The organism is Pseudomonas fluorescens, from assembly GCF_000730425.1.
GTDB classification, from domain to species: domain Bacteria; phylum Pseudomonadota; class Gammaproteobacteria; order Pseudomonadales; family Pseudomonadaceae; genus Aquipseudomonas; species Aquipseudomonas fluorescens_X.
On sequence record NZ_CP008896.1, the window covers coordinates 3,204,949 to 3,217,126 of the forward strand.

Annotated in this window: 10 protein-coding genes; 1 reads left to right on the top strand and 9 read right to left on the bottom strand. The window is 61.8% G+C overall.

Annotated elements, in window-relative coordinates; translation table 11 throughout:
- Positions 1-9: 9 nt before the first annotated feature.
- A complete protein-coding gene (locus HZ99_RS14295) occupies positions 10-603 on the bottom strand; it encodes an aminodeoxychorismate/anthranilate synthase component II (RefSeq protein WP_038443772.1) in 594 nt (197 codons plus the stop codon).
- A gap of 419 nt (positions 604-1,022) precedes the next feature.
- Here HZ99_RS14295 and estP point away from each other — a divergent pair, with 419 nt between their 5' ends.
- On the top strand, positions 1,023-2,945 hold the full coding sequence (gene estP, locus HZ99_RS14305) for an esterase EstP (RefSeq protein WP_038443776.1): 1,923 nt from the start codon (positions 1,023-1,025) through the stop codon (positions 2,943-2,945).
- Between the two features lie 151 nt (positions 2,946-3,096).
- Here the strand turns inward: estP and trpE are convergent, their stop codons facing one another.
- The 8 genes from trpE to HZ99_RS14345 form a co-directional block, all read right to left on the bottom strand.
- The gene (trpE, locus tag HZ99_RS14310; protein WP_038443785.1) at positions 3,097-4,578 is read right to left on the bottom strand and encodes an anthranilate synthase component I; all 1,482 of its coding nucleotides are present in this window, start codon (positions 4,576-4,578) and stop codon (positions 3,097-3,099) included.
- A gap of 68 nt (positions 4,579-4,646) precedes the next feature.
- Entirely contained in the window at positions 4,647-5,465 is an 819-nt protein-coding gene (locus tag HZ99_RS14315; RefSeq protein ID WP_038443787.1) for a phosphoglycolate phosphatase, read from the bottom strand.
- Positions 5,462-6,136: a ribulose-phosphate 3-epimerase gene (rpe, locus tag HZ99_RS14320; RefSeq protein ID WP_038443789.1), complete on the bottom strand. Its 675-nt coding sequence runs from the start codon at positions 6,134-6,136 to the stop codon at positions 5,462-5,464. The genes HZ99_RS14315 and rpe overlap by 4 nt, the downstream gene beginning before the upstream one ends.
- Positions 6,137-6,220: 84 nt before the next feature.
- Positions 6,221-7,369 carry an iron-containing alcohol dehydrogenase gene (locus tag HZ99_RS14325; RefSeq protein WP_038443791.1) on the bottom strand — a complete coding sequence of 383 codons (1,149 nt, stop codon included), beginning with the start codon at positions 7,367-7,369 and terminating at the stop codon, positions 6,221-6,223.
- A gap of 214 nt (positions 7,370-7,583) precedes the next feature.
- Positions 7,584-8,411 carry an ABC transporter permease gene (locus tag HZ99_RS14330; protein ID WP_038443793.1) on the bottom strand — a complete coding sequence of 276 codons (828 nt, stop codon included), beginning with the start codon at positions 8,409-8,411 and terminating at the stop codon, positions 7,584-7,586.
- A 12-nt stretch (positions 8,412-8,423) separates the two neighbouring features.
- Positions 8,424-9,671, bottom strand: a complete 1,248-nt coding sequence (locus HZ99_RS14335) for an ABC transporter permease (protein WP_029296786.1) — start codon at positions 9,669-9,671, stop codon at positions 8,424-8,426.
- A 141-nt stretch (positions 9,672-9,812) separates the two neighbouring features.
- A complete protein-coding gene (locus HZ99_RS14340; RefSeq protein WP_038443794.1) occupies positions 9,813-10,853 on the bottom strand; it encodes an ABC transporter substrate-binding protein in 1,041 nt (346 codons plus the stop codon).
- Between the two features lie 46 nt (positions 10,854-10,899).
- Positions 10,900-12,012 (bottom strand): ABC transporter ATP-binding protein, encoded by a 1,113-nt coding sequence (locus HZ99_RS14345; RefSeq protein WP_038443796.1) that lies wholly within the window; start codon positions 12,010-12,012, stop codon positions 10,900-10,902.
- Positions 12,013-12,178: the final 166 nt, after the last annotated feature.

A 12,178-nucleotide genomic window follows, 5' to 3' on the forward strand; every position in this document is an offset into this window, starting at 1 on the left:
GGAAAGTCCTTAGCGCGTGCCGCCGCTCTGCTTGAGAAAGTTGGCGAACAGCTCGTAGCCCTGCTCGGTCAGAATCGATTCAGGGTGAAACTGCACCCCTTCGACATTCAGTGTCTTGTGCCGCAGGCCCATGATCTCGTCGACCGAGCCGTCTTCCAACTGGGTCCAGGCCGTCAGCTCCAGGCACTCAGGCAAGGTCTCGCGCTTGACCACCAGTGAGTGGTAGCGGGTCACCGTCACCGGCAGGTTCAGGCCCTGGAAAACACCCTGGTCATTGTGGAACACCGGGCTGGTCTTGCCGTGCATCACCTGGCGGGCGCGCACCACGTCACCGCCAAAGGCCTGGCCGATGGACTGGTGACCCAGGCAAACCCCCAGAATCGGCAGCTTGCCGGCGAAGAACTGGATGGCCTCCAAAGAGATGCCCGCCTCGGTCGGCGTGCAAGGGCCCGGGGAAACCACGATGCGCTCCGGGTTCAGGGCAGCAATCTGCGCCACGGTCATTTCATCGTTGCGCACCACCTTGACCTCGGCACCCAGCTCGCCCAGGTATTGCACAACGTTGTAGGTAAAGGAGTCGTAGTTATCAATCATCAGCAACATGTGGGTTCAAACCTCTTGAATTCACTGATTTCGAATGACCGCCTTCCAAGAGAGTGACCCGCTGCCAGACGCACTTTCCGGTTGCCAGGGTCAGCCGGCAAGGGGTGTCGAACAGAGGGTGAAGAAGGCAAATCGGTACAGGTCCGGCCTGGCCGGCAGAGAAAATTCAGGCGCGCCAACGCCAACGGGCGTGTGCCTTGACTACTCGCATCAAGAGTTTGCTGATGATCAACACGGGGAGGGTCTCATTCATACGTTCCCGCACAGTAACGTAGCCTCGCCGGCCGTGCAATATGGAGCAGCAAATACGGGGGCGATGACCAAGGGTTTGTAGGAAAAAACGTTTTTCCTCGCAGGCAACTCCCACTACATTGCTAGTGTTTCACTTCCGATACAAAAACAATCACATGGAATTTCGTATGCTCAGACCATATTTTGTTGCGCCCCTTGCCGGCTGCCTCTTGGCACTGGCCTGCGCGCAGGCGTTTGCAGCACCTTCACCTTATTCAACCATGGTCGTTTTCGGCGATAGCCTGGCGGACGCAGGCCAGTTCCCCGATGGGTTGTCTGGCGCCAGCCTGCGCTTCACCAACCGTACCGGTCCGACATTCCAAGGCGACTATGGCCTGGTGTCATCAACCCTGCTGGGCTCGAAACTGGGCGTAGCGCCAAACGACCTGAATGCCTCCACCTCCCCGGTTCGTGCCGCGCAAGGCTTGCCTGACGGCAACAACTGGGCGGTCGGTGGCTACCGGACCGACAACATCCTGGATTCCATCACCTCGGTATCCAACACCGCGATCCCACCCGGCAATGCGGGCGCGGGCACGGTGTTGCGCAGTCGCCAGGGCTATCTGCCGGCAAACGGCGGGCGCGCCGATCCCAATGCCCTGTATTTTCTGTCCGGTGGCGGCAATGACTTCCTGCAACAGCGCGTCGGTAGCCCGAGCGACGCCATTGCCGCAGGCGGGCGCCTGGCCGACAGCGCCCAGGTCCTGCAACAGGCCGGTGCGCGCTACATCATGGTGTGGATGCTGCCCGACCTGGGCCTGGCACCTGCCATCAACGGCACGCCGCAGCAGGCAGCGACCTCCGCCCTGAGTAATATTTTCAACCAGGCCTTGGTACAACGCCTGTCGCAGATCGATGCCCAGATCATCCCGTTGAACATTCCGCTGCTGCTGCAGGAGTCCTTCGCCGACCCGGGCCGGTTTGGCCTGGCAACCGGGCAGAACCTGACCGGCACCTGTTTCAGCGGCAACAGCTGCACCGCCAACCCGACCTATGGCATTGGCGGCACCAACCCGGACCCGACCAAACTGATCTACAACGACTCGGTCCACCCCACCGTCGCCGGGCAGCGCTTGATCGCCGACTATGCCTATTCCCTGCTGGCCGCCCCCTGGGAGCTGACCTTGCTGCCGGAAATGGCCCAAGGCACCCTGCGTGCCCACCAGGATGAGCTGCGCAACCAATGGCAAGCGGACAATGGCAACTGGCAAGCCGTTGGCCAATGGCGCGCAATTGTGGCCGGCGGTGGCCAGCGCCTGGACTTTGATGACCAACGCAGTTCGGCCAGTGGCGACGGCAGTGGCTACAACCTGAATGTCGGCACCAGCTTTCGGCTCGACGAGAGTTGGCGCGTAGGCGTCGCGGCGGGCCTGTATCGCCAGACACTGGAAGCCGGCGCCAGCGACTCGGACTACAAACTCAACAGCTACATGGGCAGCGCATTCGCGCAGTATCAGCACAATCACTGGTGGGCCGATGCCGCATTGACCGGCGGCAGGCTGGATTTCGACAGCCTCAAGCGCAAGTTCGCCCTGGGTGCCAGCGAGGGCTCCGAAAAAGGCGATACCGACGGCTGGCTCTGGGCCTTGAGCGGCCGCGTGGGTTATGACATCGCCGGGGTCGGCAGCGATTGGCACCTGTCACCGTTCATCAGCGCCGACTATGCGCGAGTCGAAGTCGACGGCTACGGGGAAAAAGGCAACCGCTCCACCGCACTGACCTTTGATGATCAGCAACGCGACTCCAGGCGACTGGGGGTTGGCCTGCAGGGCAGCTACCGCGTCACCCCGCAAACCCAAGTGTTTGGCGAAGTGGCTCACGAGCACGAGTTCGAGAATGACACCCAGAAGGTGAACATTTCGCTCAACAGCGTGCAGGGGATCGATTTCAAGCTGGACGGCTACACGCCCCGCAGCAACTCGGAACGCTTGAGCCTCGGGGTCAGCCACAAGTTGACTCAGGAGCTGGCGCTACGCGCGGCGTATAACGTGAGGAAGGATGACAGCCTGACCCAGCAGGGAGTCAGTGTCGGAGTAAGCCTGGACTTCTAACGCGGTCGCAAGCCCAACAAAAAACCAATGTGGGAGCGGGCTTGCTCGCGAATGCGGTGTATCAGTCAACATGTCCATCACTGACCCACCGCATTCGCGAGCAAGCCCGCTCCCACATAAGCTCGCCCCACAGTTGGATCTGGATTGGCCGTCAGTCCTGCGGGCTCTGCTCGGCCAACGCCACCGCACGGAACATCGCCCGGCGCTTGTTCAAGGTTTCTTCCCACTCAAGGGCCGGCACCGAGTCGGCCACGATCCCGCCGCCCGCCTGCACATGCAGTTCGCCGTCCTTGATCACTGCCGTGCGGATCGCAATGGCGGTGTCCATGTTGCCGTTCCAGGCGAAATACCCCACGGCGCCGCCGTAGACTCCACGCTTGACCGGCTCCAGTTCATCGATGATTTCCATCGCGCGGATCTTCGGTGCGCCAGACAAAGTGCCCGCCGGCAGAATCGCCCGCAACGCATCCATCGCCGTCAGCCCGGCCTTCAGCTCGCCGGTGACGTTGGACACAATGTGCATCACGTTGGAGTAACGCTCGATCACCATCTTCTCGGTGAGTTTCACCGAGCCGATTTCCGAAACGCGCCCGGTGTCGTTACGCCCCAGGTCAATCAGCATCAAGTGCTCGGCGATTTCCTTGTCGTCGGACAGCAGGTCCTCTTCCAGGGCCAGGTCGGCCTCTTCGGTCGCGCCACGGGGGCGGGTGCCGGCAATCGGGCGCACGGTGATCAGGTTGTCTTCGACACGCACCAACACCTCCGGCGAACTGCCCACCACGTGGAAGTCACCAAAGTTGAAGAAGTACATGTACGGCGTCGGGTTGAAGCAGCGCAGCGCCCGATACAGGTCGATGGGTGCCGCCTTGAAGTCGATGGACATACGCTGCGACGGCACCACTTGCATGCAGTCGCCGGCGAGGATGTATTCCTTGATGGTATCGACCGCGCGCTCGTAGTCATCCTGGGTAAAGCTGGAGCGAAACACCGGGTCGGCCGCCGGCGGACGGCTGAGGTCCAGGCCACGACGCGGGGTGATCGGTTGGCGCAGTTTTTCCAGCAAGGCTTCGAGGCTGGCCTGGCCTTGCTCGAACGCGTCGGCCTGAGCCGGATCGGCGAGGACAATCGCGTGCATCTTGCCGGCCAGGTTGTCGAATACCACCACCGCGTCGGAAACCATCAGCAGGATATCCGGCACGCCCAACGGGTCGGGGTTCGGGCATTTGCCCAGGCGCTGTTCCACGTAACGCACGCAGTCGTAGCCGAAATACCCCACCAGACCGCCATTGAACCGCGGCAGGCCCGGGATCGTCGGCACGTTGTAACGGGCCTTGAACGCCTCGACGAACGCCAGCGGATCTTCTACATCGTGGCTTTCGATCTCGATGCCATCACAGGTAATGCTGACGTGATGGTCATGCACCCGCAGCACCGTGCGGCACGGCAGGCCGATGATCGAGTAACGCCCCCACTTTTCGCCGCCCTGGACCGATTCCAGCAGATAGGAGTTGGGCTCGTCGGCCAGTTTCAGGTAGATCGACAGCGGCGTATCGAAGTCGGCCAGGGTTTCCCGGGCCATGGGGATACGGTTGTAGCCGGCAGCGGCCAAACGCAGGAATTCTTCGCGGATCATGAGGTGCCTCGTGGTGTGAGGGTCTAACAGTCAGGTAGGCAAACGTGCCGCAGCGCGGCCAGGATCAGTCAGGCGCGCCAACGCCAGCGGGCCAGGGCCTTGATGACTTTCATCCAGAGTTTGCGAGTGACCACCACGATGGGATTTCCAGAAGGGGATGGAACAGCGTCGGGCAACGTTATCTCAGCGCTCGCTGCCAAGCAACCCGGGATTAGCCGTCGCAGATCATCAATGACCAGCGCCGGCGACTCTTCGGCAATCGGCCGGCCATGGTTGTAGCCGTAGCTCAGGGCCACGCACTGCACACCTGCCGCTTTCGCCGCCAGCACATCGCTGCGCGAATCGCCGATAAACAACGACTGGGAGGCCGGGATATTGGCCATTTTCATCACGAAGAACAGCGCCGCCGGGTCAGGTTTTTTCTGCGCCAGGGTATCGCCACCGATGATCCAGCGGAAATACCGGCCGATCTTCATCTGGTCCAGCAGCGGCGCGACGAAGCGTTCCGGCTTATTGGTAATCAGGGCCATTTCCACGCCCTGCTTGTGCAGCCACTTGAGCGTATCGCGCACGCCGGGGTAAACCACGGTCAGTTCGTGGCCGTCTTCATAGGCGGCGTTGAACAGCTCCAGTGCGTGCTCGGCCTCCACCTCATCCACGCCCTGGGCGTCGATGTGATTGGCCAGGGCACGGCGCACCAGCATTTGCACGCCGTTGCCGACCCAGTCGCGCACCGATTCGATACCGACCGGTTTGCGCCCCAGTTTGAGCAGCATGTGGTCCACCGCAGCCGCCAGGTCCGGTACCGAGTCGACCAGGGTGCCGTCCAGATCGAACATCACCAGCCGCGGCAATTTACCGGGGAACAGCTGCTCAAAACCACTCATGGACGCGCCAGCGCCAGTTCTGCACGCATCTTGGCGATCACTGCCTGGTAGTCAGGGGTGTTGAAGATTGCCGATCCGGCGACGAAGGTGTCGGCGCCAGCCGCTGCGATGTCACGGATGTTGCTGACGTTGACCCCGCCGTCGATCTCCAGACGGATATCGCGGCCAGAGGCATCGATCAGCGCACGGGCTTCACGCAGCTTGTCGAGGGTGCCGGGGATGAACTTCTGCCCGCCAAAACCCGGGTTGACGCTCATCAGCAAGACCATATCGACCTTGTCCATCACGTACTTGAGGGTGTCCAGCGGGGTCGCCGGGTTGAACACCAGCCCGGCCTTGCAGCCGCCTTCGCGGATCAATTGCAGGGAACGGTCGATATGCAGCGTGGCTTCCGGGTGGAAGGTGATGTAGGTCGCACCGGCCTCGATGAAGTCGCCGATGATACGGTCCACCGGGCTGACCATCAGGTGTACATCGATGGGCGCGGTCACGCCGTACTTGCGCAGCGCCGCGCACACCATCGGGCCGATGGTCAGGTTCGGCACATAGTGGTTGTCCATGACATCGAAGTGTACGAAGTCGGCACCGGCGGCCAACACGTTGTCCACTTCCTCACCCAGGCGGGCGAAGTCGGCGGAGAGGATCGATGGAGCAATAACGAAGGGCTGCATGACGCACCTTTTCTGAGCTAAATCACGATGGCGCGCATTGTATACCTCATGCTTTGCTGCGCGCACCGTGACCTGACGCAATGGCTAGTAGGCGGCGCGGTAGATTTTCTCGATATCCGCCGCGCTGAGCTTGCGCGGGTTGTTGCGCATCAAGCGCTCGATTCCGGCCGCCTCTGCCGCCATGGCCGGGATCGCATCCTCGGGCACGCCGAAGCTGCGCAGGCCTTGAGGAATCTCCACTGCGGCACATAGCCGCGTCATCGCCTCCACCGCCTGGTCGGCAGCGTCGTTGATACTCAAGCCGCTGACCTTCACGCCCATGGCCTGGGCGATAGCCTGCATGCGCTCGACACAGGCCAGCTTGTTCCAGTGCATCACATAGGGCAGCAATAACGCGTTGCTCACCCCATGGGCAATATTGAAGCGCCCGCCCAACGGGTAGGCCAACGCATGCACCGCGCCCACCCCGGCATTGCCGAACGCCATGCCAGCCATCAGGCTGGCGGTGGCCATATCGTCACGCGCCTGCAGGTTGGCCGGGTTGGCGTAGGCCTTGGGCAAGGCCTTGGCGATCAACTGGATCGCACCGATGGCCAGGGCGTCGGTGATTGGCGAAGCGTTCAGGGAAAGGTAGGACTCGATCGCATGCACCAGGGCATCCACACCACTGGCCGCCGTGACGCTGCGCGGGCAGGTCAGGGTCATTTGCGGGCTGATCAACGCGACATCCGGCAGCAGGTAGTCGCTGACGATGCCTTTTTTCAATTGCGCAGCCTTGTCCGAGAGAATCGCCACATTGGTCACTTCCGAACCGGTGCCGGCCGTGGTGGGGATGGCGATCAGCGGCGGGCCCTTGCGCGGCACCTGGTCCACGCCGAACAAATCGGCCAGGGCACCGTGATAACCGGCATAGGCCGCGACGCTCTTGGCGATATCAATGGCACTGCCACCGCCCACGCCGATCAGGCCGTCATGCCCGCCTTCGCGGTAGACCTGCATGCAGTCTTCGACGATGGCGATTTCCGGGTCGGGCAGCACCCGGTCGAAAATCTCAAAGGGGCGATCCCCCAATTGCGCCAATGCCAGCTGCACCGTGCCGGACTTGACCAGCGCGGCATCGGTGACGATCAGCGGGTTATCGATATCCAGCCGGGTCAGCTCGGCGGCCAATTGCTCGATGGCACCTGGGCCGGTGAGCAGTTTATGGGCGATCTTGAATGAGGAGGTACTCATGTGCGCGGCCTCTTATAAGGTGGGGGGCTGGCACAAGAATAGCTGGGGAATGTGGGTTGTCTGCCATTCAGCGGCTGAATGGTCCCCCAGAGAGCACATATCCAATGTGGGAGCGGGCTTGCTCGCGAATGCGTTGGGTCAGCCAATACATGTACTGACTGGCACACCGCATTCGCGAGCAAGCCCGCTCCCACATTTTGATCTGTGCTTGGCGTCAGACCTGGGCGGTGCGCAGTTTTTCGCTGCGCCCACGCAGCCATTCCAGGGTCAGCAGCAACACCACCGAGAAGGCAATCAGCAAGGTCGCCGCGGCGGCAATGGTCGGGCTGAGGTTTTCGCGGATGCCACTGAACATCTGCCGAGGCAAGGTCGCCTGCTCGGGCCCGGCGAGGAACAGCGTCACCACCACCTCATCGAACGAGGTGGCAAAGGCAAACAGCGCCCCGGAAATAACCCCCGGCGCAATCAGCGGCAGCGTCACCCGGCGAAACGCGGTCAGCGGCGACGCCCCCAGGCTGGCCGCTGCCCGTACCAGGTTATGGTTGAAACCCTGCAAGGTCGCCGACACGGTGATGATCACAAAGGGCACGCCCAGCACCGCATGCACCACAATCAGCGAAAAGAAACTGTTGCCCAGCCCCAGCGGGGCGAAGAACAGGTAGCTCGCCACGCCGACAATCACCACGGGCACCACCATCGGCGAAATCACCAGGGCCATCACCAGCGCCTTGCCGGGAAAATGGCCACGGGTCAGGCCGATGGCTGCCAGCGTGCCGAACACCATCGCCAGCACCGTGGCCGCCGGGGCGACGATGATGCTGTTCTTCAAGGCGCGCATCCATTCTGCCGAGGCGAAGAAGTCCTGGTACCAGTGCAGCGAAAACCCCTGCAGCGGGTACACCAGGAAACTCCCGGCATTGAACGACAGCGGAATGATCACCAGCACCGGCAGGATCAGGAACAACAGGATCAGGCCGCAGAGAATCCGCAAGCTGTAGAACCACACCCGCTCAATCGGTGACCTATAAGGACTGCTGGACATTTCAGGCGCTCCTCAGCTCAGGCGCAGGCGGCTGGCGCCCACCAGCCAGTTGTAGATCAGGTACAGCACCACGGTCGCCAGCAGCAGTAAGCCGCCCAGCGCGGTGGCCATGCCCCAGTTGATGCTGGTGTTGGTGTAGAACGCCACGAAGTAACTGACCATCTGGTCGTTCGGGCTGCCCAGCAGCGCCGGGGTGATGTAGTAACCAATCGCCAGGATAAACACCAACAGGCAACCGGCACCGACGCCCGCGTAGGTCTGTGGGAAGTACACCCGCCAGAAACTGGCAAAGGGGTGACAGCCCAGGGAAATGGCCGCGCGCATATAGGTCGGCGAGATCCCCTTCATCACGCTGTAGATCGGCAGAATCATGAACGGCAACAGGATGTGTACCATGGAGATGTAGACCCCAAGCCGGTTGAATACCAGCTCCAGGGGCTTGTCGATGATGCCCATGCTCATCAGCGCACCGTTGATCAAACCGCCGGACTGCAACAGCACAATCCACGCAGCGACACGCACCAGCACTGACGTCCAGAAGGGCAACAGCACCAGGATCATCAGCAGGTTGCTTTGCCGCGCCGGCAGGTTGGCCAGCAAGTACGCCAACGGATAGGCCAGCAACAGGCAGCACACGGTAATCACCAGGCCCATCCAGAAGGTGCGGGCGAAGATATCGAGGTAGATCGCCTGGTCCGGCGTGGCCGGGGCAACTTCGCCAAGGTCGTCGATCCGATGATCGACCGCCGCCAGCAGGTAATAAGGCGTCAGGCTGCTGGTGTTACGGCGGATGGCCTGCCAGTACGCCGGGTCGCCCCAGCGCTCGTCGAGGTTTTCCAGCGCCTCTTTATAAGAGGCCGGCACTTCACTGAACGGCAGCGCCCGCGCGGTTTTGGTCAACAGGCTGCGATAGCCTGCCAACTCCATGTTCAGGCGCTTGGACAGATCACCCAGGGTCTGGTTTTTACGGGCTTCGCCCAGGTCCTCGCTGATGGCCTGGTACACCGGTTCGCCGGGCAGGCCGCGACCATCCCAGGCGGTAACCGCCACCACGGTACGCGGCAGGCCGGCGACCACTTCCGGGTTACCGACGCTTTTGTAGAGCAGCGCAACGATGGGCACCAGGAACACCAGCAGCAAAAACACCACCAGTGGCGCGATCAAGGCCTGGGCCTTCCAGCGATTAAGTCGCTCGGCACGCGCCAGGCGCTGCTTCAAGCTGGGGGTGGTGACCTCGTTCGAGGGAACGGCGATGGCCATGGCAAACTCCGGAAAATCTACTGTTGATACCCCTGTAGGAACCGGCTTGCCGGCGATGACAGCGCCTCGGTGTATCAGGGGTACCGAGGTGAAGCGATCGCTGGCAAGCCAGCTCCTACAAGGGTTATGCGGCGCGGCTTACTACTTGGCGGCCCAGGAGTTGAAGCGTTGCTCCAACTGCTCACCGTTGTCAGCCCAGAAGCTGACGTCGATCTGCACCTGGTTGGCGATGTTTTCCGGGGTGGTCGGCATATCCTTGAGGATGTCCTTGGCCAACAGCGGTACCGCCCGGGTATTGGCCGGGCCGTAGGCGATGTTTTGCGAATAGGTTTTCTGCTGTTGCGGTGCGACGGAGAAGGCGATGAATTTCTTCGCCGCCTCGGCGCGCTCCTTGCCGAGGCCCTTGGGGATCGCCCAGGCATCGAAATCGTAGATGCCGCCGTTCCACACCACTTTCAGGTTGCTCTCTTTCTGCACGGCGGCGATCCGGCCGTTGTAGGCCGAGCTCATCACCACATCACCCGAGGCCAGGTACTGCGGCGGCTGCGCGCCGGCTTCCCACCACTGGATCGACGGTTTGAGTTCATCCAGTTTCTTGAAGGCGCGGTCCTGGCCATCTTTGCTGGCCAGCACTTTGTAGACATCCTTGGGCGCCACACCATCGGCCATCAGGGCGAATTCCAGGGTGTATTTGGCGCCTTTGCGCAGGCCACGCTTGCCAGGGAATTTCTGAGTGTCCCAAAAATCCACCCAGCCGCCTGGTGGCGCTTTCAGCTTGTCGGCGTTATAGGCCAGCACGGTGGACCACACGAAGAACCCCACGCCACAGGGCTGGATCGCGCCTTTCACGTAGTCTTCGGTTTTGCCAAACAGCGCAGGGTCCAACGGCTCGAACATGTCTTCGTCACAACCACGGGCCAGTTCCGGCGACTCGACTTCCACCAAGTCCCAGGACACGCTCTTGGTATCGACCATGGCTTTGACCTTGGCCATCTCGCCATTGTATTCGCCGGCGATGATCTTGCCGTGGCCCGCGCTTTCCCACGGGGCATAGAAGGCCTTGACCTGGGCTGCCTTGTTCGCGCCGCCGAACGACACCACCGTCAGGTCGGGACCTGCCATGACCTGTGAGGCACCTGCCAGGCCAATGGCCAGGGCGGTCAATTTCAGGGATCTCAACATTTATTGTTCTCTCCACGTGCAGGGTTGGGTGAAGCCAAGGGGGCGATCAATTCGCCTCTAGCAGTGGGTCGAGTGCGCGAACGTGCTCGACTTGCCAGCCAATCGGAACCACATCGCCGACCGTCAGCGCCGGATCCAGCTCGGCGATCGGTTGTTTCACAAAGAAATCGGCCTTGCCGCAGACTTCCAGGCGTATACGCACGTGGTCGCCCAGGTAGATGAATTCGGCGACCCGACCCGAAAAACGATTGCTGCAGCTTTCGCTGGAGCCGTTGAGGCTGACCCGTTCCGGGCGCACCGACAGGGTCACCGGGCCACCGATCTGCCCGACATTCACCGCCAGCGCCTCGACCTTCTCGCCCCGCGCCAGCTCGACCACGCAACGCTCGCCCGTGTGGCTGTGCAGGCGCCCGCCAAGGCGGTTGTTCTCACCGATGAAATTGGCGACGAAGGTGTTTTTCGGCTCTTCATACAAGGTACGCGGCGGTGCGATCTGCTGGATCTCGCCCTGGTGGAATACCGCCACCCGGTCGGACATGGTCAGGGCTTCACCCTGATCGTGAGTCACATAGACCACCGTCACGCCGAGGCGCTGGTGCAGATGCTTGATCTCCATCTGCATGTGCTCACGCAGCTGTTTATCGAGGGCGCCGAGGGGTTCGTCCATCAGCACCAGTTGCGGCTCGAACACCAGTGCGCGGGCCAGGGCCACCCGTTGTTGCTGGCCGCCGGAAAGCTGCGCCGGGTAGCGCTGGGCGAAGGCGTCGAGCTGGACCATGCTCAGCACGCGCTTGACCCGCTCGCTCACATCAGTCTTGCTCAAGCCCCGCACCGTCAGGGGGAACGCCAGGTTCTCGGCCACGGTCATGTGCGGGAACAGCGCATAGTTCTGGAACACCATGCCAATGTCGCGCTTGTGCGGCGGCACATTGTTGATCGAACGCCCAGCCAGCAGGATTTCCCCGGCCGTTGGCGTTTCAAAGCCCGCCAGCATCATCAGGCTGGTGGTCTTGCCCGAACCGGACGGGCCCAGCAGGGTGAGGAATTCGCCTTTGCGAATGTCCAGATTGAGGTCTTTGACGATCAGGTTCTCGCCGTCGTAGCTCTTCTGCACACCACGAAAGCTGACCAGCACATCATTTGAATCCGCCTCGCTCATACCCGCACCTTTGTGTTTTGGACTGCTGTGGAGCTAGCGTAGTCCAGGCCAAATCCCCCGGAAATCGGGGCGCAGGAGAGATTGGCATCAGCACGGTGGAAGGTTCGGGGTAGGGATTGCCCTACACGGATGGCGGGTACGGGACAGTGCGGCGGCCGGCTTGAAG

Bases quoted from the DNA above. Each gene is read 5' to 3' on its own strand.
- HZ99_RS14295 (WP_038443772.1), bottom strand. From the start codon at position 603: ATGTTGCTGATGATTGATAACTACGACTCCTTTACCTACAACGTTGTG.
- estP (WP_038443776.1), top strand. From the start codon at position 1,023: ATGCTCAGACCATATTTTGTTGCGCCCCTTGCCGGCTGCCTCTTGGCA.
- trpE (WP_038443785.1), bottom strand. From the start codon at position 4,578: ATGATCCGCGAAGAATTCCTGCGTTTGGCCGCTGCCGGCTACAACCGT.
- HZ99_RS14315 (WP_038443787.1), bottom strand. From the start codon at position 5,465: ATGAGTGGTTTTGAGCAGCTGTTCCCCGGTAAATTGCCGCGGCTGGTG.
- rpe (WP_038443789.1), bottom strand. From the start codon at position 6,136: ATGCAGCCCTTCGTTATTGCTCCATCGATCCTCTCCGCCGACTTCGCC.
- HZ99_RS14325 (WP_038443791.1), bottom strand. From the start codon at position 7,369: ATGAGTACCTCCTCATTCAAGATCGCCCATAAACTGCTCACCGGCCCA.
- HZ99_RS14330 (WP_038443793.1), bottom strand. From the start codon at position 8,411: ATGTCCAGCAGTCCTTATAGGTCACCGATTGAGCGGGTGTGGTTCTAC.
- HZ99_RS14335 (WP_029296786.1), bottom strand. From the start codon at position 9,671: ATGGCCATCGCCGTTCCCTCGAACGAGGTCACCACCCCCAGCTTGAAG.
- HZ99_RS14340 (WP_038443794.1), bottom strand. From the start codon at position 10,853: ATGTTGAGATCCCTGAAATTGACCGCCCTGGCCATTGGCCTGGCAGGT.
- HZ99_RS14345 (WP_038443796.1), bottom strand. From the start codon at position 12,012: ATGAGCGAGGCGGATTCAAATGATGTGCTGGTCAGCTTTCGTGGTGTG.